This is a genomic window from Streptomyces sp. NPDC059917 (genome assembly GCF_042730635.1).
In the GTDB taxonomy this organism is placed as follows: Bacteria; Actinomycetota; Actinomycetes; order Streptomycetales; family Streptomycetaceae; genus Streptomyces.
Window position 1 is genome coordinate 39,337 of record NZ_JBHWLC010000056.1, and the last position, 18,896, is coordinate 58,232.

At 66.3% G+C, this 18,896-nt stretch carries 27 protein-coding genes; 14 read left to right on the plus strand and 13 right to left on the minus strand.

The annotated features are described in order from the left end of the window. Window positions 1-70: 70 nt before the first annotated feature. The 6 genes from rsrA to ACFWAR_RS27885 all read right to left on the minus strand — a co-directional run bounded on the left by rsrA (window position 71) and on the right by ACFWAR_RS27885 (window position 4,771). A complete protein-coding gene (rsrA, locus tag ACFWAR_RS27860) occupies window positions 71-400 on the minus strand; it encodes a mycothiol system anti-sigma-R factor (RefSeq protein ID WP_354382383.1) in 330 nt (109 codons plus the stop codon). Next, on the minus strand, window positions 397-1,041 hold the full coding sequence (locus ACFWAR_RS27865; protein ID WP_385782695.1) for a sigma-70 family RNA polymerase sigma factor: 645 nt from the start codon (window positions 1,039-1,041) through the stop codon (window positions 397-399). The genes rsrA and ACFWAR_RS27865 overlap by 4 nt, the downstream gene beginning before the upstream one ends. A gap of 409 nt (window positions 1,042-1,450) precedes the next feature. After that, a complete protein-coding gene (locus ACFWAR_RS27870; RefSeq protein WP_385782620.1) occupies window positions 1,451-2,110 on the minus strand; it encodes an alpha/beta family hydrolase in 660 nt (219 codons plus the stop codon). 49 nt (window positions 2,111-2,159) lie between these two features. Continuing rightward, on the minus strand, window positions 2,160-2,975 hold the full coding sequence (locus ACFWAR_RS27875) for an SOS response-associated peptidase (RefSeq protein ID WP_385782623.1): 816 nt from the start codon (window positions 2,973-2,975) through the stop codon (window positions 2,160-2,162). Window positions 2,976-3,010: 35 nt separating this feature from the next. Continuing rightward, a complete protein-coding gene (locus ACFWAR_RS27880; protein WP_385782626.1) occupies window positions 3,011-4,177 on the minus strand; it encodes a tyrosine-type recombinase/integrase in 1,167 nt (388 codons plus the stop codon). Window positions 4,178-4,225: 48 nt separating this feature from the next. Further along, complete coding sequence (locus ACFWAR_RS27885; RefSeq protein ID WP_385782629.1) at window positions 4,226-4,771, minus strand: hypothetical protein; 546 nt, start codon at window positions 4,769-4,771, stop codon at window positions 4,226-4,228. 229 nt (window positions 4,772-5,000) lie between these two features. Between ACFWAR_RS27885 and ACFWAR_RS27890 the strand changes: the two genes are divergently transcribed. The 8 genes from ACFWAR_RS27890 to ACFWAR_RS27925 all read left to right on the plus strand — a co-directional run bounded on the left by ACFWAR_RS27890 (window position 5,001) and on the right by ACFWAR_RS27925 (window position 9,673). Further along, window positions 5,001-5,327, plus strand: coding sequence for a hypothetical protein (locus tag ACFWAR_RS27890; protein WP_385782632.1), 327 nt, complete (start codon window positions 5,001-5,003; stop codon window positions 5,325-5,327). Further along, complete coding sequence (locus ACFWAR_RS27895) at window positions 5,324-5,497, plus strand: helix-turn-helix domain-containing protein (protein WP_385782635.1); 174 nt, start codon at window positions 5,324-5,326, stop codon at window positions 5,495-5,497. The genes ACFWAR_RS27890 and ACFWAR_RS27895 overlap by 4 nt, the downstream gene beginning before the upstream one ends. Continuing rightward, the gene (locus ACFWAR_RS27900) at window positions 5,494-5,649 is read left to right on the plus strand and encodes a hypothetical protein (protein WP_385782639.1); all 156 of its coding nucleotides are present in this window, start codon (window positions 5,494-5,496) and stop codon (window positions 5,647-5,649) included. The genes ACFWAR_RS27895 and ACFWAR_RS27900 overlap by 4 nt, the downstream gene beginning before the upstream one ends. Window positions 5,650-5,782: 133 nt before the next feature. Further along, window positions 5,783-6,427 carry a hypothetical protein gene (locus ACFWAR_RS27905; RefSeq protein WP_385782642.1) on the plus strand — a complete coding sequence of 215 codons (645 nt, stop codon included), beginning with the start codon at window positions 5,783-5,785 and terminating at the stop codon, window positions 6,425-6,427. 441 nt (window positions 6,428-6,868) lie between these two features. Further along, complete coding sequence (locus ACFWAR_RS27910; RefSeq protein ID WP_385782645.1) at window positions 6,869-7,096, plus strand: hypothetical protein; 228 nt, start codon at window positions 6,869-6,871, stop codon at window positions 7,094-7,096. Window positions 7,097-7,134: 38 nt separating this feature from the next. Then, complete coding sequence (locus tag ACFWAR_RS27915) at window positions 7,135-7,506, plus strand: hypothetical protein (protein ID WP_385782648.1); 372 nt, start codon at window positions 7,135-7,137, stop codon at window positions 7,504-7,506. Beyond that, a complete protein-coding gene (locus tag ACFWAR_RS27920; RefSeq protein WP_385782651.1) occupies window positions 7,506-8,468 on the plus strand; it encodes a hypothetical protein in 963 nt (320 codons plus the stop codon). The genes ACFWAR_RS27915 and ACFWAR_RS27920 overlap by 1 nt, the downstream gene beginning before the upstream one ends. Window positions 8,469-9,355: 887 nt before the next feature. Further along, window positions 9,356-9,673 carry an HNH endonuclease gene (locus tag ACFWAR_RS27925; RefSeq protein WP_385782654.1) on the plus strand — a complete coding sequence of 106 codons (318 nt, stop codon included), beginning with the start codon at window positions 9,356-9,358 and terminating at the stop codon, window positions 9,671-9,673. 52 nt (window positions 9,674-9,725) lie between these two features. On the opposite strand, the gene ACFWAR_RS27930 is transcribed toward ACFWAR_RS27925, so the two are convergent. The 6 genes from ACFWAR_RS27930 to ACFWAR_RS27955 all read right to left on the minus strand — a co-directional run bounded on the left by ACFWAR_RS27930 (window position 9,726) and on the right by ACFWAR_RS27955 (window position 12,828). Continuing rightward, the gene (locus tag ACFWAR_RS27930; RefSeq protein ID WP_385782657.1) at window positions 9,726-10,097 is read right to left on the minus strand and encodes a hypothetical protein; all 372 of its coding nucleotides are present in this window, start codon (window positions 10,095-10,097) and stop codon (window positions 9,726-9,728) included. Between the two features lie 121 nt (window positions 10,098-10,218). After that, a complete protein-coding gene (locus tag ACFWAR_RS27935) occupies window positions 10,219-10,659 on the minus strand; it encodes a hypothetical protein (RefSeq protein WP_385782660.1) in 441 nt (146 codons plus the stop codon). 356 nt (window positions 10,660-11,015) lie between these two features. After that, complete coding sequence (locus ACFWAR_RS27940) at window positions 11,016-11,258, minus strand: hypothetical protein (RefSeq protein WP_385782663.1); 243 nt, start codon at window positions 11,256-11,258, stop codon at window positions 11,016-11,018. Window positions 11,259-11,292: 34 nt separating this feature from the next. Beyond that, complete coding sequence (locus tag ACFWAR_RS27945; RefSeq protein WP_385782665.1) at window positions 11,293-12,123, minus strand: helix-turn-helix domain-containing protein; 831 nt, start codon at window positions 12,121-12,123, stop codon at window positions 11,293-11,295. Next, window positions 12,120-12,647: a DUF6879 family protein gene (locus ACFWAR_RS27950; RefSeq protein WP_385782667.1), complete on the minus strand. Its 528-nt coding sequence runs from the start codon at window positions 12,645-12,647 to the stop codon at window positions 12,120-12,122. Before ACFWAR_RS27950 ends, ACFWAR_RS27945 begins: the two co-directional genes overlap by 4 nt. Beyond that, entirely contained in the window at window positions 12,631-12,828 is a 198-nt protein-coding gene (locus tag ACFWAR_RS27955) for a hypothetical protein (protein ID WP_385782670.1), read from the minus strand. Before ACFWAR_RS27955 ends, ACFWAR_RS27950 begins: the two co-directional genes overlap by 17 nt. Before the next feature lie 418 nt (window positions 12,829-13,246). On the opposite strand from ACFWAR_RS27955, the gene ACFWAR_RS27960 reads away from it, so the two are divergent. From ACFWAR_RS27960 to ACFWAR_RS27975, 4 genes are all read left to right on the plus strand, one after another. Beyond that, the gene (locus ACFWAR_RS27960) at window positions 13,247-13,969 is read left to right on the plus strand and encodes a M50 family metallopeptidase (protein WP_385782673.1); all 723 of its coding nucleotides are present in this window, start codon (window positions 13,247-13,249) and stop codon (window positions 13,967-13,969) included. A 45-nt stretch (window positions 13,970-14,014) separates the two neighbouring features. Beyond that, complete coding sequence (gene aroA, locus ACFWAR_RS27965) at window positions 14,015-15,355, plus strand: 3-phosphoshikimate 1-carboxyvinyltransferase (protein ID WP_385782676.1); 1,341 nt, start codon at window positions 14,015-14,017, stop codon at window positions 15,353-15,355. An 8-nt stretch (window positions 15,356-15,363) separates the two neighbouring features. Continuing rightward, window positions 15,364-16,374 (plus strand): ribosome small subunit-dependent GTPase A, encoded by a 1,011-nt coding sequence (gene rsgA, locus ACFWAR_RS27970; protein ID WP_385782679.1) that lies wholly within the window; start codon window positions 15,364-15,366, stop codon window positions 16,372-16,374. Window positions 16,375-16,513: 139 nt separating this feature from the next. Then, window positions 16,514-16,837, plus strand: coding sequence for a multidrug efflux SMR transporter (locus tag ACFWAR_RS27975; RefSeq protein WP_354382433.1), 324 nt, complete (start codon window positions 16,514-16,516; stop codon window positions 16,835-16,837). On the opposite strand, the gene ACFWAR_RS27980 is transcribed toward ACFWAR_RS27975, so the two are convergent. Beyond that, window positions 16,803-17,360 (minus strand): TetR/AcrR family transcriptional regulator, encoded by a 558-nt coding sequence (locus tag ACFWAR_RS27980; protein WP_385782682.1) that lies wholly within the window; start codon window positions 17,358-17,360, stop codon window positions 16,803-16,805. The two genes, ACFWAR_RS27975 and ACFWAR_RS27980, sit on opposite strands and share 35 nt — an antisense overlap. 131 nt (window positions 17,361-17,491) lie before the next feature. Here ACFWAR_RS27980 and hisN point away from each other — a divergent pair, with 131 nt between their 5' ends. Continuing rightward, window positions 17,492-18,295, plus strand: coding sequence for a histidinol-phosphatase (gene hisN / locus ACFWAR_RS27985; RefSeq protein ID WP_385782685.1), 804 nt, complete (start codon window positions 17,492-17,494; stop codon window positions 18,293-18,295). 109 nt (window positions 18,296-18,404) lie between these two features. Beyond that, a complete protein-coding gene (locus ACFWAR_RS27990) occupies window positions 18,405-18,815 on the plus strand; it encodes a cyclic nucleotide-binding/CBS domain-containing protein (protein ID WP_385782698.1) in 411 nt (136 codons plus the stop codon). Window positions 18,816-18,896: the final 81 nt, after the last annotated feature.

An 18,896-nucleotide genomic window follows, 5' to 3' on the forward strand; every position in this document is an offset into this window, starting at 1 on the left:
AGGCCCCTGGATTAGCACCTTCGGGTGAACGAAGTCGCTTTCCGGGGGCACCCGTTCCCTCGGAAAGGGATCAGCCCGTCGCCGGAGTGGCGGGAGTGGCGGGGCTCGTCGGCGCCGCCGTCACGTCGTGATCGGGTACGGCTTGTCCCGAGCGGATCAGCTCGATCCGGCCCATCACCTTCGAGCGCAGGTCCTGCGGTACGTCGTCCGACCCGCAGCAGCGCTTGACCAGCTTCTTCACGGCCTGTTCCAGGCCGTACTTCTCCAGGCAGGGATTGCACTCGCCGAAGTGCGTTTCGAACTTCGTGCAGTCGCTGTCCGGCATCTCGCGGTCCAGGAACTCGTACAAGTGGTCCAAGACCTCAGAGCATTCCGTCTCGTGCGGATCTCCGCAGCTCATGAGCCCGAGCCTTTCCCGTCGTTCGACTCTCCCGCGCCGGCGGGGACCAGCCCGCGCTCGCGGGCGTAGTCCTCCAGCATTCCGCGGAGTTGGCGGCGCCCACGGTGGAGTCGCGACATGACCGTACCGATGGGTGTACCCATGATGTCCGCGATCTCCTTGTAGGCAAAGCCCTCTACGTCCGCGAGATAGACGGCAATGCGGAACTCTTCCGGAATGGCCTGGAGCGCTTCCTTCACGTCCGAATCGGGCAGGTGATCGAGCGCCTGCGATTCGGCGGAACGCAAACCGGTCGACATGTGCGACTCGGCGCGCGCCAGCTGCCAGTCCTCGATCTCCTCCGCCGCGCTGCGCTGGGGTTCGCGCTGCTTCTTGCGGTAGGAGTTGATGAAGGTGTTGGTCAGAATGCGGTAGAGCCACGCCTTGAGGTTGGTGCCCTCGCGGAACTGGTGGAAGGACGCGTACGCCTTCGCATACGTCTCCTGGACCAGGTCCTCGGCGTCGGCCGGATTGCGCGTCATGCGCAGCGCGGCCGAGTACATCTGGTCGAGGTAGCCGAGGGCGTCCCGCTCGAAGCGCGCATTGCGCTCCGGGGTCGTCTCCTCCGCGTGGCCTTCGTCGGTCCCAGCGACAGGACCCACCTCCTCCGACAGCGTGGCGACTCCGAAAGCGGACCCGCTCGAATCGGAGAATAGTCGACCTTCCCGGCCATCCGCCGCCCGAGGGGCACCGTGCTTGGACCCGGGCAGCACCGTCCACTCCAGGCCGCTGGCGGCCTGCGGACGGTTCTGACTGATGACCTGGGTCATGCGCTCCCTCTCCTCCGGCGAGATTCCGTACGTTCCGACATCCCGCACAACAGCGGGGCCGGGGCACGGCATTCCCCGGCGCCCGGGGAGTTTCCCCGCAGTTCCGGAAAGGCTCGAATACGACGTCGCGCACACGCCCCCACACGCTCCGGGAATGTGTCAGGTCGACCCGGGACGCGCCCCGGAACCGGGGTCGCGCGGGGGCCCCGGAAAAGTCTCCGGGGGGGGTCCCGGACGGGCCTCAGAGGGGCAGGTCGGCGAGCCAGTCCGCCACCGCGTCCGTGATCACCGCGAGGGCCTCCTCCTGGGTGGTCGCCGCCCGCTTCGGCACCGCGAAGCCGTGGTCGCCGTGCGCCACCTCGACCAGCCGGTACGTGTCCCCCGCGCCCGGAGCCGGGAACTCCGCGGGGCCGCCGAAGGGGTCCCGGCCGCCCTGTACCACCAGCGTCGGCCGCCCGGCGCCCAGCAGCTCGTCCAGCCGGGTCTTCTCGGGCCGACCCGGCGGGTGCAGCGGGAAGGCCAGGGCCAGCACCCCGGCCGCCCCGAGCTCGGCTGCGGTGCGGCAGGCCACCCGGGCCCCCGCGCTGCGCCCGCCGGCGACCACCGGCAGGCCGGGGCCGCCCAGCGCGGGCCACAGCGCCCGCCAGCCCGTGTCCAGCACCTTCGGCGCGGCCGCCACCTTCTTCCCGGCCACCCGCCAGGGCTGCTCCACGAGGGCGACGGTGATCCCCCGGGCGGGCAGCGCGGCCGCCAGCGCGACCAGGTCCCGGGCCTCGATCCCGCCGCCGGCGCCGTGGCCGACGGCCAGCACCAGCCGCGGCCGCGCCGCCGGGTGCCAGGTGATCCGGGCCCCGCCCGCCGGGGTGTCGACGCTCTGGACGTGCTGCGTAGGCGTGCTCATGCCCCCATCCTGCGGGAAGCCGGAGCCGTCGGAGCCCTGGATCGGAGCCCTAGAACAGCGTGGCTTCCTCGGGCGCCTCCAGCTCGGTCAGCAGCTCGGGCCCGTTGTTGCGGACGCTGCTGACCGAGGTGGAGACCGGATAGGCCCGCATCCGCCCGCCCGGCGGCGGCGCCAGCAGGGCCCGCAGCTCGGCCTCGTCGGTGCGCGCCGGGTCGAGCCAGGCGTCCCAGCGGTCCGGGGTCAGCATGAGCGGCATCCGGGGGTGGATGTCGGAGAGCGAGCGCGGCCCCTCGGCGGGCGCCACCCCGAGCGGGCCGGTCTCGGCCTCGGCGGTGATCACCGAGCAGGTCGCCCACCAGGCGAGCGGGTGCTCGTCCGGCAGGGTCCGGTCGCGCCAGAACTCGTATATCCCGGCCATCGCGAAGACCGAGCCGTCCTCGGGGAGCACGAAGTAGGGCTGCTTGCGGGCCCGCTTCTTCTTCCCCTCGACCTCCAGCTGCCGCTCGTCGTGGGCGGTGACCCACTCGTAGTAGCCGTCGGCGGGGACGATGCAGCGCTGCCGGGCGAAGGGGCGGCGGAAGGACGGCTTCTCGTGCAGGGTCTCGGACCGGGCGTTGATCATCCGGGCGGCGCCCTCGGGGGCCTTGGCCCAGGAGGGGACCAGCCCCCACTTCAGTCGGCGCAGCTGGCGAACCGGACGCCGCTCGGCCGCGTCTTTCAGTGGACGGTCGAGGACGACGAGGACCTCCTTCGTCGGCGCGACGTTCCAGTCCGGGGCCAGGGACTCGGCGGGCTCCCACCGCTCCACCCCGAACACGGCCGCCAGTTCCTCCGGCCCACGACTCGCTGCAAACCTTCCGCACATTCAGACCCACCCCTCTGACCTGCGCGAACGCTACGTCACGCGGCCACATCCAGCACCAAACCAGCACGGTGCTGAGAAATCGCTACATCCATCACCCGGATCGCCCGTCCGGTGCTGTCCGGTGTCAGGTGCCCGTACGTATCAGCCGTCTCGCTGATGTTCCTGTGCCCCAGCCACCTGGACACGTCCAAGAGTGGCAGACCGCTGCTGAGCGCCGTAGAGGCGAACCAGTGCCTGAGATCGTGGGGCGACCACGAGAAGTCCAGGAGCCTGACCACCTTCCGGAAGTGCGTGGCGAAGTCCGAGGTAGCCACGTGGTTGCCGGTACGGGTCTGGAACAGTGCCCCGTCCGGTCCTGTGCCGTACTGGGCTACGTGCGCGGCCACAGCGTCACGGATGTTCGTCGGGAGTGGCACGTCCCGCCAGTCGCCCTCACGTCGGTGCTTGAGCGGCCCCACCAGGAGGCCCCGGCCACCCTTGCCCCGGGTGATCTGACGGCGGACCCTCACACGGTCCTCGTCGAAGTCACTGAGCCTCAGGCCCAGAACTTCCCCGGTACGCAATCCGAGCCCAGCCATGAGCCAGATGGAGAGTGCCAACTCGGGACGGAACTCATCTGCGATGTCCTGGATCTGCTGTCCGTTCGGAAGCCGCCTGTCGTCCACGGCCCTACTCGGCAGCTTCGGGAGGTTAGCGCCGATGAACGGGTTACGGCCGATGTCGCCGTTGTTCACGGCTGCCTTGCACACGGACCGCAGGGGCGTCATGTAGGCGTCGACAGAGTTCGGGGTGAGCCCTGCCGCCGTCATCTCGCTTGCGAGCGTCTCTATGTCCTCAGGCCGGAGGGTGGAGAGCAGCCGGTGTCCGAGGGCGGGGAAGATGTGCAGCCGGAACGCCCGGTCGTAGACGCCTTCCGTACCAACGGCCAGATGCTGACGCGCCACCCACTTCTCGGCGTAGACCTTGACGGGCACGGCCCCGCGCTTGGGGTCGAGATAGGTCCCCTCACGCTTGTCGTTCTCCATCTTCAGGCCGTGGTCCTCGGCCTGCTTTTTGGTCGGAAAGCTCTTCTCTCGCTGCCGTCCGGCCCGGCCGCCGGGCTCCCGGTACCGAACGGTCCACGTGTGCTTACAGCGGGTCTGTGCGCACGGATGATCCTTGCTCTTCGGGTCGGTCTTGCACTTCTGGAACGTCGTAGCCATGGGTGGTGCTGATCTTCCGTTGCCGTGCCACGTGGCAGGAGCGCGGCGCTACTTGCTGAGTACCTGTCGGGCCTTGTCTGTCATCTGGCCGGAGTCGGAGAGGTAGCCCTCCTTCCTGGCTTCGACCAAGTGCATCTTGGCCGTGTTCGTCTGCCGGTCGATCGCCTTCGCGATTCGTGACCAGCGCATCGAGTCGCCAACCCTCGCGCCCCCACCGGCGGGTGAGAGGAACTGGAAGGCCTTGGCCAAAGTGGCGAGGTAGACAGGGCTCGACTTGCCCTCTCGGAAGGCGTCGAGTAGCTCTCTGCTCACAATCAGCCACTCCGCTTCCTGGGCAGCCTCGCGATCCAACCGGGCTTGCAACTCATCCGGCGTGAGGCGCGGCCGAGACGTATCGACTCCTCGGCTCCTGCGCAGTGGCACCGCGTGAGCGTCGGCCTGCATGTCTGTCTCGACATGAGCCACCGCCCGGTGCAGCTCCGCAGCACTGATCTGCGCTCCCTCGTCTGCGCTGATCCGTAGGTCTACGAGCTTGCCCGCGTCCCACTTGGCAGTCACAGTCACCGACCCGCGCCGGTACGACATCTCATCCATGCCCCACACCATACACGTGGACGTATCGATACGTCCGAAGTTGACCGATACGTATCGACTGGTGCAAGCTGAGAACGAGACGGGCCGAAGCGGACCGGATCGCCACAGGGCGGGGCGCCAGGGCGACGACGTCCCTACTGCGCCCCCTCCGCGCCGTCACTCTGCGCTGAATGCCGGCTGAACACTCAGTCACCACAGGCCAGCTGGCCTTTCCCACACGGAGAATCGAATGAACGCGATCGACTTTGCCCTCGTCACGACCTCGGACCACGAAAAGTGGGTCCGCGAAATCGGATTCGAAGAGCCGCTCACCCACACGGAGCGCCTTATCGCCATGGAAATTTCCTATCTGGTCGGCCAGAACGGTGGCCGTGAGACCGTAATCTCCGCTTCTGCTCTGGCCAGCGAAATTTGCAGCTACCGGAAGGCGCGAGGCTTCCTCCTTGAATGTGCCCGCACTGGCTGGCTCCTCAAGACTGCCCGCCACGGAATCGGATTTGATCATTACTACCGTCTGGCCATCCCCTTTGCCATCCCTCTGGAGATGGCTGCATGACTCAGCTCCTCACGATTGAAGACGTGGCCCGCGTGCTCGCAGTGCCTCGCTCATGGATCTACGACAACCACAAGTCGCAAGGAATCCCGTTCAAGAAGATCGGACAGAAACTGCGATGCCGACCCAATGACCTTGACCGCTGGATTGACCAGCAGGAGACCACGGCGTGACCGACCTAGAACTTGACGAAGCCTTCGAAGCGGGAGCAGAAGACATGCTGTATCGAGCTGTCGCATATCTGCGGCAGCATGGTGAAGAGGAGGCAGCGGAATGCCTGTATGCAGCAGAACGCGATGCGTCCGGAGACTTGATCAGTATCTAACCCTTCCCAGACAAGACAACCACTAGGGCCCCGGTAATAGTGCCGGGGCCCTTCGCCGTAGAAAGCGCTGAGCTCCATGGAATCTAGGTATCTCTTGACCGGAAATTACGACACTCAGGTGTGGTGGATGCGAATGGTTGCCGACCAGCTCGAAGAGTCGGCCCCTAGCCCGGAGGAGTTCGGGAAAAGCTTTTCGGCACTCATCTTGTGGATGCGCCACGTGAACGGCAAGACCGGAAAAGCTGCGGTCGGGAAAGTGACTCTCGCCGGAAAGATGGGCCACACCGGAAATGGGCACGGACTGGCCAAGGTGTTCAAGAATGCCGAGAAGCGCGGATGGCTCACCCACGTGGGCAAGGTCAAGCGTGCTGATCAGTATCAGCTCTCGATACCGGCCGTACTGCGGGACGAGTACGAATATTTGGAGGAGAGCATCACAGGACAGCCGCTTACTCCGGCTGTGACCCAAACTGCCTCAGTACAGCCTTCCCCAGAAGGCACTAAGAAGGAAGTAGGAAGTGTGGAGTACGAAGCCGTAAGAGCGAAGTACTCAGTAGATAGAACAGAGAACCAGCCCGAGAAGATTCGGGCTGTAGCTCAGATCTCATCTATGGCCACCTCCGAAAGGTGGCCTAGGCCTATAGCTAATCCTCCTGAGCAGTCGGAAGTAGGCAGTCGTGTTCCTCCTGTCTCTCCTCCTGATCTACCTACCTGTAACCCCACCTGCTTGAACCACCTATTCGGAGATCCCCACGAATCTCCATGCTCCTCTCAGTGAACCGCCCCCGGATTCCTGCCCCGGGGGCTTTTTCATGCCCTGGACCAGCAAGGGCCCTGTGTGCCCCTGTGGGCGCCTTGTGTGGACTCTTGGCCTCCGAGTGCGCTACGAGGGCTCGGGGTGCCCTAGGTGGCCTCCTGTCGATCCGCTCCCGGCCGGCGAGCCCTTAGGCCCGCCCGGCTGGGGACCTTAGGCCTTAATCCTGTACGGCTTTCACAGATCGGGGCTGCGCAACGTCTATTAAGTAGTGAGGGGTTTTACTAAAACAGAGAGGAGGCATTCCCCAATGAAGGAGTGCCAGCGGTGCGAGCGCCAGAAGCCTCACACCGAATTCAGCCGATGCACGGCAAGGCGAGACGGATTCCAGCGATGGTGCCGGGAATGCTTCCGTGACTACAACCAGAACTGGCGTCGACAGCACAAGATCGTGAGGATCAAGATATGAACTACCAGCAGCGCTGTAACCGAATGTTCTTCAACTTCAAGGAATCGGGCTGTCTCCTTGAATGTCCGGGGGCTCGCTCCCCCGACTATGAGACGGCCTTCTGGGCTGCTGCCATTCCCAACAGTGACGAGTACCGGATCAACCGGCACGCTAAGGGATGCCCCAACATTCGACAGACCACCCGCAACGTATTCGCTGAAGACCTCATTGGTGGCGAGTGCTGATGTCTCTGACACTCCTACCGGCTGACGGATGCCGGGCAGTGTTCTTCAAACACCCTGTCGCGTACTCGAAGAACGAGGACGGCACCTATAACGTGCCTCGCGGTGAGTTCCTCATCTACACCGCGCCGGTTCTGAAATTCGCTGTCGCTGCCGATCCTGCCAAGGCAAGCACAAACGGTGCACTAGTCGGTGTCTCTTTCGTCCAGACCCGAGAGGGTGCCGTAAAGGCCTATCACCGCCCTGAAGGCGACTTCCTAGGGATCTCAAAAAAGAGCGAAGACCCTTTCCAGTCCGGGTTCGTGAAGCTAGCCCACACCCGAGGTACAGAAATCACCGAGTCCCTGCACACGCGGGACCGCATCGAAGAAATCAAGGCTGCCAAGCTGGCAGAGATCAAGGAGAACAAGTAATGAACATCGCCGGGTTTGTTAACGATCAGAAGTTCGATTGGGAAACCTCGGATCAGGTGGCCCTACGAGTAGCTCGGCTCGATTCCCACCGTCACGACAGTGAAATTTCTCAGATTGGGAGCCGAATCGATGAACTAGACCCCACACTCCGGCCGATCTTCGAGATTCCCGCCATTCCGGCCGCCCACGCCCCCCACGTAAAGGATGACAAGGGCGTGAAGGACGCGGCAAAGGTTCTTGACGACATGCTCGCATACCTGTCCAAGAATGCGGACGCCCACGAGTCGGCTATTGGCAATTTCCGGGATGTCATCAGCAAGCGCCGGACCATCGTGGCCGACTATGAGGCTGCGGTATCTGAAGCTGTCTCCCACGGTGAAGATGCCCCCGACTATCCCGAGCTTGACGAGAAGGCTCTAGCGGACGCACATCGGTCCCTGAACAAGCTTGAGACTGTTATCCCCATGGCGGCTGAGAAGGCCGCCGAAGCGGCCTCTAAGCTCCTTTCCGAAGTCTCCCGGCTCCGCGCTACTCAGGGTTATCGGAAGTGGGCCGAGAAGGAAGCCGAGGCCCGCAATACGGCTGCCCTGGAATGCCTGGCCGGCCTGCGAATTGCCTTGGCCGAGCGTGACGAAATCCTGGACTCTCTGCCGGATGCCTTCTCTGATTTCGACGGGGTCCCGTTCGAGCCTATCCAGGAACGCAACAGCCTCGGGTTCGGCGGGCTGGACCCGCATGGAGGAAATCCCGCTTCACTTCGGGAGTCTCTCGCCTCTGTAGAGGCTGCCATGACTCCTGGAGACGGTATTCGACCCTGGATGTCCTCGCAGCTCTCCGAGGAAGCGCAGGGGGGTTACAGCAGTCGTGCAGCGCTGGCGAAGATCGACCCTCACGCCGCCCGAAAGGCCGAGGAAGAAGCCAGTCTCGCAGACGCGATGCAGTATCGAATTCAGGGGATCTGACCATGAGCCGTCCCCGTATCGTCATTGATAGCTCAGGCCGGAAGACTGTCCAGTTTGATTCCCCCACCTACACATTCAACCTCGACGATTCAACCCCGCCCGACGAAATGTTGGGCGTTGGTGGCCTCGACCCAAGGGGCGGGACATCACTTCTCGATGACCCCATGTATGCACTCGATGGGTGGTAAGTGATGAGGCCTGACGCAATGAGCTCTTGTGGAACGCTGCACTCAATTACTTCGAAGAAAATCATTTGAATCGTTGAAAATTGATTGTGTTGGTTGAGTGAAGAAAGAAGTTCGATCGAATGTGTCGACTCCTTTCCTCGCTCAATCACACACAGCACACACCCACGCGCATCACATGCAGGCGTAAGGATAGGGAGGGTGAGAGGTGGATGGATCAGCGAGACGAATGATTTGATGAAGTCAAACGAAACGCTTTGTTTCTGCTTCAAAACATTTTTCGATCTTCAATGAAACTTGCGAAACGTTTTAAGCAATCAAACTTTTTCACGCAAAAACAATTGGTGCCATGGGTAGGGGGGTGCCCCAAGATGAATTCAATTCGAGGCCGAGGCGTCATAGCGGGTCCCATCCCGTACGGGTCCGGGAACGTTGAATCGGGCGCCACCAGCCGGCTCGGGTGCCCCATTTCCCTGGCTAATCACACTTATTGTTGCGCTTCACCGCAATGCAACATCCCAAGACACACATTATCTGGAGGTTGAACCATGGCTAGCCGAAAAATGACTCAGGCATACTCGTCACGTCCGCGCGGTAAGCAGACTCCTGCTGCCGCCGCTCCAAAGAACTGGAATTGGTGCACAAAGCATAACCACCAATATCCGACGCCTGATATCCGCTGCACCGAAAAGGACGAGCCTCATGTCTAATTGGCATCAGCGCACCCCGCAAAAGCGGTCGCCCGGAATCCGTCGGGCTGTGTGGCGTCGAGACTCCGGCCTCTGCCAGCACACCCGCGTAGACACGGGTCTCCCCTGCTTCGCGCCCGGGGCCGTTGTCGACCACATCCACAACCTTGCCGATGGAGGCAGGGACAGCGCGGAGAACTGCCAGGTGCTCTGCCAGTGGCACTCGGACAAGAAGACCGCCCTGGAGTCCGCAGCAGGCCGCAGGAAGGCCCGCCAGGCTCGTTCCCTGCCCACCAGCCGAGGTCATCGCCCCTTGGGCTCCCTGGAGTGATCAGAGGCCCTTCGGCCCTGCCGGCCACAGGACCAAAGCCCCACCGCGGAAGCTACGCCGTGTAGATCGGTGTGTACGCGGATACCTGCTCCGGGGTGACCTCCTCCACGGTCATGGCGCCCGTCCAGAGGTAGTCCCGGTGGGCGTACCCACCCAGGTTGGCGCGCTTGCCGCGCTGGAGCTTCCACGTACCTACAGCGAGCTTCACGACCACGTCACTGCCGCAGGTGAACGCGCGGTTCGCTTGGGTCATGATCCAGCGGGCGTGTTCGTCGTCGCCTGCGTTCGGACGGCACATCGTCCGGGCCATCTGCCACAGCCGCCCCCACTCGACTCCAGGAGTCAGGGGGCCGACCACGGCGACTTCCCCGATGCCCCGATCATCGAGGGAGTGCGTGGCGTAGCCGAAGACCGTGCCGAACATGCGGAACACGGTGACCCTGCTCTGTCCTGAGAGAGTCTCATCAACTGGCATGCGGTATACCTCTGTTCATGGGTGAGCCCCGGACGCATTGGCCGCGTCCGGGGCTCATCTCTCGGATGGATCAGCAGCCGTCGCCGTCGCCGCAGCAGGCAGGCGGGTTGCACTCCTTGGCCGCGCCCCACAGCCGGTCATCCACGTGGAACCCGGCGGCCCGGACTCGGTCCACCACGGAGCCGATCAGGGGGCGCGTGCGGACAGTGGCCTTGGGCTCGTGTCCCAGGAAGAACCCGAACTGCTCCTGGCACCACGCGGCGTAGGCCTGCGTGTGGAGCACGAACGAGTGCCAGCCGGGGTCAACAGCGTCCGACGGGGTCATGTCGAACGCGCGGGTATCCCCCATGACCTTCAGGAAGGCAAGGGCCTGGTCCACGATCCGGCGGGCGGTGGACAGCTCGTGTCCGTACTCCTCCGAACAGAACGCGGACACCTTCTCGAACAGCTCGGGACTGACGAGGTCCCGTCCGTGCCGTAAGCCAACCGGGCTTTCGAGCATCGTCGTCATAGGTGGTGCTCCTCTCTGATCAGCCAGCGGGCGGGGGCGGGAACTGGCTCCCGCCGGAACCTCCGGACTTCTCTCCGGGGTCGGTCATTGCTGCACCTCCTCTCGCTTGCGGGCGACGTCACCAGCGGATGCGCTGGGCGTCCCCTCCGGCGCAGTCAGGGCACCTTCGGCGGCCGAGCGTGCACACGTGGCACGCCTCGTAGTCGAACCCGCAGCAGTAGTCACACCAGACCGTTCGGCGCCCGATGCAGGTGCCGCAGTAGGTCACGCCCGGGATCAGGTGCGTACCTGTGTCTGCCGGGTCGGGTCCAGGCGTCACGGCCCGAGGTCATAGCGGCCATCCAGCCGTGCCTGCATCAGGCGGCCACAGCCCGAGCACTGGGGCACTTGTTGTGCCGGTAGACGGTGACGGGGGCGCCGGACGTGCGGTCCTCGACGCGTCGGCGTACCGGCTCCAAGGGCTTGACCTTGCGGGAGCATGCGGAGCACGTCCGCCCCGGGGCATAGGTCAGGTACTCCCAGCCGTTCCGGTCGAACTCTGGAATCTCTTCCTTCTCCGCCCGCGCCATGCCGCACCCCTTCGCTGCCGTTCCGTGCATCGGCGCTAATGGTGTACGAGCAAAAGACTTGGTTCTAGGCAGTTTCCTGTTCGCGCAAAAACCCGTCGCGGATCGACTCAACGAAGGTGCGCATATCATCACCAGAAAGCGCCACGCCGGCGAACCCGTCGAATTTGGTGATGTACGGGGCAACGTCCCGGGGGTCGGTCACCACAGTCTCGGCGTGAACCATTTCGATGGTTACTGTTCGGTCATCCTTGATGGAGAATGAGTGTCCCGGAAAGTCGACCTGCGGGGCATCCAACGGAACAATGCGGATATCAACGTTGGGGAGCCGGGAGACGGACACGATGCGGTCGAGTTGTCCGACCATGACAAGTGGCGGGACGATCCGCCAACGAAGTACAGATTCCGTGATGACGAACCGGAATGTCTTACCCTCAGAGTGGAGCACGGTTTGACGGGCAAGCCTCGCACTAATCGTGCGCTCTAGCTGTACCTCTGTGACATTCTTCCGGAGGAACACGGCTCGAATGTATTCCGGGGTTTGGAGAAGCCCCGGAACGAGGGAGGGCTGGAAGAGGCGCAGCAGGTTTGTTTGGGCTTCCACAGCCTGTACCTGCTGCTGCTTCCGGCTGTAGCCCAGGCGCCGGACGAGGCGCCATGCGGTCACCTCTGTGGCTTCCGCCCGCGCGATTGCCATGTACTCGGCTTTGACTTCCTCAGACACTCCTATGGCGGTGAGGATGCAGTCAACGTCGGTGACACTGGCAGACGTGTTGCCGTTTTCAATCTTGGAGAGCTTGGAGCGGGACATAGCAGCATTGCGGGCTACCGCTTTGGCCTCCATTCCGGAGGACTCCCGCAGTGCCCGCAGCGCTGACCCGAGACTAGATCTGTTCACTCGCCGTACTGTGCCCACCATTCGGGAAACGGCACGGCCGCAGCCAGGGCCAAATCCCGGTAAGCCAGAAACTCTGACAACTTACTATCCCCGGTGAATTCCGTTCCCAGGTACTTGCCCTCACTGTCGTAGCTCATGGCGCCGACGGTGCGGTTGTCGAACATCCAGAAGTCAGGTGCATTCGGGATGGGGTTTTCCTGCTCGGTGATGTCGAGGATGAAGAACTCTTCCCCTGCTTTCACGTTGCGAATGTAGCCCCAGCCGAGTTCGAAGCGGAGATAATCCGTAAGGGGTCGGGTGACGACGTGCACGCGGTACATTCGCTTACCGGCCTGAGTGGCATTGCCTACCGTGGTGACCCAGTCGGCCGTCTTGAAGTCCTCAGGCTGAGGCTTTCCGGCAAGGAAGTCCTGATAGGCGCTGACCCCGCCGGACTGGCTGTAGTCGTCCAGCGTTTCGAGGCGGAACGCTTCCTGCTCGAAGTCCTTGAGCCAGTCCCCCAGGGACTTAGATGAGGTTGTCACGGATGGCCTTCCGGATGAGTTCGATCGGGATCTCGACCATGGTTTCGTGTGCGGGGATGGTTCGGCCGTGGTCGGTGATCTCCTCCCCCTGGAACGCCAGGGTGCCCCGATCGGTGACGTAGATGGTGGGGCACTCGCCCTCGTCGCAGTCTCCGACCAGCCGTGTCAGTTCGGTAGCCACTGTTCCCCCTCGTCGCCGCTGGTGTCCGGTCCGATGCTGTCGGGAGGGTGAGGGAGGGGCAAGGGGTTCCGGTTTCCACTACTGGAAACCGTTGCGGTCGGCCGGATCACGTCGGCCAGCAGCGATGGAATTCCTACGCTGCCCCAAGGGCCGGAACCTCGGCCAGTGCGCCGAGCGTCCTAGTCAGCACAGCACCAGCTCAGTGGGCCCAAGCGGTCCGAAACAGTCCCCACTGGACCCAGCACGGAACCAGCACGGGCATGAGAAAGGCCCCGGATCTCTCCGGGGCCCTACCTCGTTGACCTGGTGTTTTGGGTTTGCGGGGATGTCGTGTTAGGTCGGCGTCCTCAATACCTACCGCACATGGCTGCCAGACTGCCATGACACCCGATGACCACCGCAAGGAGCCGGCCCACCCGTGGACGACACGCACACCCTCTCCGCCGCCGGCCTGTGGGACCGGCTCACCGGCATACAGACCGCGCCAGAGCTCTGGCTGGTGATCGCCACGGCCGTCGTCGCGCTGGCCGTGGTCGTGCCCCGGCCGCTCTGGCTGCTCTCGCGCAACGCCGTGACCATCGCGCACGAGGGCGGGCACGGGCTGGTCGCGGTGCTCACCGGGCGCAGGCTCGACGGGATCCGGCTGCATTCGGACACGAGCGGGCTCACGGTGAGCCGGGGCCGACCGACCGGGATCGGCATGATCCTGACGGCCGCCGCCGGTTACACCGCGCCCTCCCTGCTGGGCCTGGGCGGGGCCTGGCTGCTGGCCGCGCACCGGATCACGCTGCTGCTGTGGGTGGCGACCGCGCTGCTGCTGGCGATGCTGCTGATGATCCGCAACGCGTACGGCGTGCTGACGGTCTTCCTGTCCGGCGGGGCGTTCCTGCTCGTGTCCTGGCTGGCCCCGGCCGAGGTGCAGGCCGCGTTCGCCTACGGCGTGGTGTGGTTCCTGCTGCTGGGCGGCGTACGTCCGGTCTTCGAGCTCCAGCACAAGCGGCGCGGCGGCGGGGCGCCGGACTCCGACGCGGACCAGCTCGGGCGGCTCACGCACGTGCACCCGGTGATGTGGCTCTTCCTCTTCCACGCCGTCTCGCTGTGTTCGCTGATCGGCGGCGGGCGCTGGCTGCTGGACGTGTGAGCCGATCAAGATCTGGGTCCGGCCCGACCAACTAAAGTGAGGGCCATGACCGACACCCCCGCGCCGTCCGCCCTCTGGCCCGCCCCCGTAGCCGACGGGCCCGTGCGGGCCTCCGTCACCGTTCCCGGGTCCAAATCGGTCACCAACCGGGCCCTGGTGCTGGCCGCCCTCTCCGCCGAGCCCGGATGGGTCCGCCGACCGCTGCGCTCGCGGGATTCCCAGCTGATGGCGGACTCGCTGCGGGCCATGGGCGTGGGCATCGAGGAAACGGTCTCCTCCAGCTCCGCGGGCGACGGCGAGACGGGCGAGGCCTGGCGGATCATCCCGGCGGCCCTGCACGGCCCCGCGACGGTGGACGTCGGCAACGCGGGCACGGTCATGCGCTTCCTGCCGCCCGTGGCCACCCTGGCCGCCGGTGACATCCGCTTCGACGGCGACCCGCGCTCCTACGAGCGCCCGCTCGGCGAGGTCATCAACGCACTGCGCGCCCTGGGCGCCCGGATCGACGACGACGGCCGGGGCGCACTGCCCCTGACCGTGCACGGCGGCGGCGCCCTGGAGGGCGGCACGGTCGAGATCGACGCGACCAACTCCTCGCAGTTCGTCTCCGCGCTGCTGCTCTCCGCCCCGCGCTTCAACCAGGGCGTCGAGGTCCGGCACGTGGGCAGCAACCTGCCGTCGATGCCGCACATCCGGATGACGGTGGAGATGCTGCGCGCGGCCGGTGCGCAGGTGGACACCCCCGAGGCGGGCGGCGAGAAGAACGTGTGGCGGGTGACGCCCGGCGCCCTGCTCGGCCGCGACATGGTCGTCGAGCCCGACCTGTCGAACGCGCAGCCCTTCATGGCGGCCGCGCTGATCACGGGCGGCACGGTGACCGTCCCCGACTGGCCGCGGCGCACCACGCAGCCCGGCGACGCGCTGCGGGCGATCTTCACCGAGATGGGCGGCTCGTGCGAGCTGACCGACGCGGGCCTGGTGTTCACCGGGTCCGGCAAGATCCACGGCATCGACGTGGACCTCGGTGACGTCGGCGAGCTGACCCCGGGCGTCGCGGCGGTGGCCGCGCTGGCCGACTCCGAGTCGGTGCTGCGCGGGGTCCAGCACCTGCGGATGCACGAGACGGACCGGTTGGCGGCCCTGACCGCGGAGATCAACGCGCTCGGCGGCGACGTCACCGAGACCGCGGACGGCCTGCGCATCCGCCCGCGCCCGCTGCACGGCGGGACCTTCCACACCTACGACGACCACCGGATGGCCACCGCGGGCGCGGTGATCGGCCTGGCGGTGCCGGGCGTGCTGATCGAGAACGTGGCCACGACGGCGAAGACCCTGCCGGACTTCCCGCGGATGTGGGCAGACATGCTCGCGGGAGCGGGAGCGTAGGGACCGTCATGCGCAGGTACGGCAAGCACACCGACGAGGACGACATCCGCCAGCGGCCCAACCCCAAGGGCAACCGGCCGCGGACCAGCATCCGCCCCAAGCACGAGGACGCCGCCGAGGGCTTCGTCCTGACGGTGGACCGGGGGCGGCTCACCTGTCTGGTCGACGGCCGCACGATCCACGCGATGAAGTCCCGCGAGCTGGGGCGCAAGGCGGCGGTGGTCGGCGACCTGGTCTGGATCGTCGGCGACCTGTCGGGCAAGAAGGACACGCTGGCGCGGATCGTGCGGATCGAGGAGCGCAAGTCGGTGCTGCGCCGCACCGCCGACGACGACGATCCGTACGAGCGCGTGGTCGTCGCCAACGCCGACCAGTTGGCCATCGTGACCGCGCTGGCCGATCCGGAGCCGCGGCCCCGGATGATCGACCGCTGTCTGGTGGCGGCGTACGACGCGGGGCTCGAACCGCTGCTGGTGCTCACGAAGTCCGACCTGACCTCCGCGGACAAGATCCTGGAGATCTACTCGACCTTCGGCCTGAACTACGTCGTCACCAACCGCGAGGAGCTGGCGACCGGGGACGCGGCGGAGCGGGTGCGCGAGCGGCTGCACGGGCGGATCACCGCCTTCGTCGGCCATTCGGGCGTCGGCAAGACCACCCTGGTCAACTCGCTGGTCGCCGAGGACCGCAAGCGCGCCACCGGCGTGGTGAACGCGGTGACCGGCCGCGGCCGGCACACCACCACCTCGGCGCTCGCGCTGCCGCTGCCGGGCGGGGACGGCTGGGTCATCGACACCCCGGGCGTGCGCTCCTTCGGCCTGCACCACGTGGACCCGTCCCGGGTGATCCTGGCCTTCCCGGAGCTGGTGCCGGGGACCGAGGGCTGCCCGCGCGCGTGCAGTCACGACGAGGTGGACTGCGCGTTGGACCAGTGGGTGGAGGACGGTCACGCGGATCCGGCGCGGCTGTACTCGCTGCGGCGGCTGCTCCAGACGCGTGAGCGCCGCGAGGGCGACTGACGGGCCGTCCGACGGGCCTTCGCCGGACGGTGCTCGATCGTCCGGCGGGGTTTGCCGGACGCCATGTCTGGTAAATGCATAATCGCACCAAGTGGCGCCGGCGCGAGCCGGGCCGCACGAGCGCGGGGAGGCATTCGACATGGCGTGGCTGCTCGTCGTGGTCGCGGGAATCCTGGAGACCGGTTTCGCGGTCTGCCTCAAGCTGTCCCACGGTTTCACCCGGCTGTGGCCGACCATCGCCTTCGCGTGCTTCGCCCTGGGCAGCTTCGGCCTGCTGACGATGGCGTTGAAGAAGCTCGACGTCGGTCCCGCCTACGCGGTCTGGACGGGCATCGGCGCGGCCGGTACCGCCATCTACGGGATGGTCTTCCTCGGCGACCTGGTCTCCACCCTCAAGCTGGTCTCGATCTCGCTGGTCATCCTCGGGGTCATCGGTCTCCAGCTGTCCGGATCGGCGCACTGAGCCCGCGGCCCGGCCCGAAGAGGCCGAGGTCCCCCAGCGGCGCGTCCCCGCCGGGCGCGACGACGTAGGACAGGGCGAGGCGCACGACCAGCTCGCAGCGGTACGCGGTCCACTCCCCCGGCGCCAGCGCGGCGGCGGCCCGGTCCCGGACCGCCCGGGTGAGCTCCTCGGGGCGCGGCCCGGGCACGAGCAGCGGGAGCCGCGCGTCCCAGCAGCCGGTGAGCAGGGCCCGTAACAACGGGTGCGCGCGGGCCGTCCGTACGGTCCAGCTCGCCAGCTCGGCCATCCGCTCGTGGGCGCCCTCCTCGGCGCCGAGCACCCGGTCCACTCCGGCGAGGTAGCGGTCGGTCTCGCGGCGGACCAGCGCCCGGCCCAGGCCGTCCTTGCCGCCGAACTCGTTGTAGAGGGTCTGGCGGGACACCCCGGCCGCGGCGGCCACTTCCACCATCCGCACCACGGGCCACGGGCGCGCCGCGAGCGCCGCCACCGCCGCCTCAAGCAAGGACTCCCGCGCTGCCGGCATCTGCGCCTCCGCTCGTCTGTCCGTCAGGGTTGACGCGTGCGCGGACCCTGTCAAGAGCGGCCGTCGGCCGGTGTGCGGCTTGATCGTGGACACCGTTGGTCCGGCCGATCCGATGTCGATACTGTTCGGCCATGCCCGAGTATGACGATGACCTTCGCCTTGCCCACGAGCTCGCCGACGCCGCCGACGTGGCCACGATGGCCCGCTTCCAGGCCCTCGACCTCAAGGTCGAGACCAAGCCCGACATGACTCCGGTGAGCGAGGCCGACAAGGCCGCGGAGGAGCTGATCCGCGCGGGCATCCTGGCCGCGCGGCCGCAGGACGCGATCCTCGGCGAGGAGTACGGGGTCGAGGGCACCGGCCCGCGGCGCTGGGTCGTGGACCCCATCGACGGTACGAAGAACTACGTGCGCGGGGTCCCGGTATGGGCCACGCTGATCTCCCTGATGGTGGAGGGCGCCGACGGCACCTGGCGGCCGGTGGTCGGCGTGGTGTCCGCGCCCGCGCTGGGCCGCCGTTGGTGGGCGGCCGAGGGCGGCGGGGCGTACACGGGGCGCGGACCGGCGGACGGGACCCGGATCGGGGTCTCCAAGGTCGGCTCCCTGGCGGACGCCTCCTTCTCGTACGCCTCGCTGGGCGGCTGGGAGGAGCGCGGGCTGCTGCCCGGTTTCCTGGACCTGACCCGCGCGGTGTGGCGGACCCGGGCGTACGGGGACTTCTGGCCGTACATGCTCGTCGCCGAGGGTGCGGTGGACATCTGCGCGGAGCCGGAGCTGTCCCTGTGGGACATGGCGGCGAACGCGATCGTCGTACAGGAGGCCGGGGGGCGCTTCACCGGCCTGGACGGGATCGACGGCGTGCACGGCGGCAACGCGGCGGCGTCCAACGGCGTATTGCACGATGAGCTGCTCGGGTACTTGCGCCAGAGCGACTGAGTGCGCCCTCTTGATGACACTCCGTGTCCGTGGGAATCTGGGGCTCCTCCGCTTGTGGGTTTGTGAACCGGGCGGAGGGTCTCACCCCTAGGAGGTGGCTGTCTTCATGATGCTTGTCCGTGACGCCATGAGCACCCTGATCCTCACCCTCGGTCCCACCCACACCCTCCGGCAGGCCGCGTGCCTGATGTCCGGCCGGCACGTCGGCGCGGCCGTCGTGCTCGATCCGGAACACAGCGGCATCGGCATCCTGACCGAACGTGACATCCTCAATTCGATCGGCGCGGGGCACGACCCCGACCGCGAGATCCTGAGCGCGCACGCCACCACCGACGTGGTGTTCTGCACTCCCGACGCCACGCTGAACGAAGCCGCCGAGGCCATGGTCCGCGGCGGCTTCCGGCATCTGATCGTGCTGGAGGACGGCGGGCCGGTGGGCATCGTCTCCGTGCGCGACGTCATCCGGTGCTGGCTGCCGCAGCGGCGCACGATCCTGCCCTCCCCGTCCCCCTTGCGCTGAGCCCGCCCCACCCCCGCGCCCGGAAAGGCGGACGGGCCGGCACCCCCGTGGGGGTACGGGCCGGTCCGCCTACGACAAGCG

Excerpts from the sequence above, each read along its gene's own strand:
- rsrA (WP_354382383.1), bottom strand. The coding sequence starts at position 400 with ATGAGCTGCGGAGATCCGCACGAGACGGAATGCTCTGAGGTCTTGGAC.
- ACFWAR_RS27870 (WP_385782620.1), bottom strand. The coding sequence starts at position 2,110 with ATGAGCACGCCTACGCAGCACGTCCAGAGCGTCGACACCCCGGCGGGC.
- ACFWAR_RS27875 (WP_385782623.1), bottom strand. The coding sequence starts at position 2,975 with ATGTGCGGAAGGTTTGCAGCGAGTCGTGGGCCGGAGGAACTGGCGGCC.
- ACFWAR_RS27880 (WP_385782626.1), bottom strand. The coding sequence starts at position 4,177 with ATGGCTACGACGTTCCAGAAGTGCAAGACCGACCCGAAGAGCAAGGAT.
- ACFWAR_RS27885 (WP_385782629.1), bottom strand. The coding sequence starts at position 4,771 with ATGGATGAGATGTCGTACCGGCGCGGGTCGGTGACTGTGACTGCCAAG.
- ACFWAR_RS27890 (WP_385782632.1), top strand. The coding sequence starts at position 5,001 with ATGAACGCGATCGACTTTGCCCTCGTCACGACCTCGGACCACGAAAAG.
- ACFWAR_RS27895 (WP_385782635.1), top strand. The coding sequence starts at position 5,324 with ATGACTCAGCTCCTCACGATTGAAGACGTGGCCCGCGTGCTCGCAGTG.
- ACFWAR_RS27905 (WP_385782642.1), top strand. The coding sequence starts at position 5,783 with ATGGTTGCCGACCAGCTCGAAGAGTCGGCCCCTAGCCCGGAGGAGTTC.
- ACFWAR_RS27910 (WP_385782645.1), top strand. The coding sequence starts at position 6,869 with ATGAACTACCAGCAGCGCTGTAACCGAATGTTCTTCAACTTCAAGGAA.
- ACFWAR_RS27920 (WP_385782651.1), top strand. The coding sequence starts at position 7,506 with ATGAACATCGCCGGGTTTGTTAACGATCAGAAGTTCGATTGGGAAACC.
- ACFWAR_RS27925 (WP_385782654.1), top strand. The coding sequence starts at position 9,356 with ATGTCTAATTGGCATCAGCGCACCCCGCAAAAGCGGTCGCCCGGAATC.
- ACFWAR_RS27930 (WP_385782657.1), bottom strand. The coding sequence starts at position 10,097 with ATGTTCGGCACGGTCTTCGGCTACGCCACGCACTCCCTCGATGATCGG.
- ACFWAR_RS27935 (WP_385782660.1), bottom strand. The coding sequence starts at position 10,659 with ATGACGACGATGCTCGAAAGCCCGGTTGGCTTACGGCACGGACGGGAC.
- ACFWAR_RS27940 (WP_385782663.1), bottom strand. The coding sequence starts at position 11,258 with ATGCACGGAACGGCAGCGAAGGGGTGCGGCATGGCGCGGGCGGAGAAG.
- aroA (WP_385782676.1), top strand. The coding sequence starts at position 14,015 with ATGACCGACACCCCCGCGCCGTCCGCCCTCTGGCCCGCCCCCGTAGCC.
- rsgA (WP_385782679.1), top strand. The coding sequence starts at position 15,364 with ATGCGCAGGTACGGCAAGCACACCGACGAGGACGACATCCGCCAGCGG.
- ACFWAR_RS27975 (WP_354382433.1), top strand. The coding sequence starts at position 16,514 with ATGGCGTGGCTGCTCGTCGTGGTCGCGGGAATCCTGGAGACCGGTTTC.
- ACFWAR_RS27980 (WP_385782682.1), bottom strand. The coding sequence starts at position 17,360 with ATGCCGGCAGCGCGGGAGTCCTTGCTTGAGGCGGCGGTGGCGGCGCTC.
- hisN (WP_385782685.1), top strand. The coding sequence starts at position 17,492 with ATGCCCGAGTATGACGATGACCTTCGCCTTGCCCACGAGCTCGCCGAC.
- ACFWAR_RS27990 (WP_385782698.1), top strand. The coding sequence starts at position 18,405 with ATGCTTGTCCGTGACGCCATGAGCACCCTGATCCTCACCCTCGGTCCC.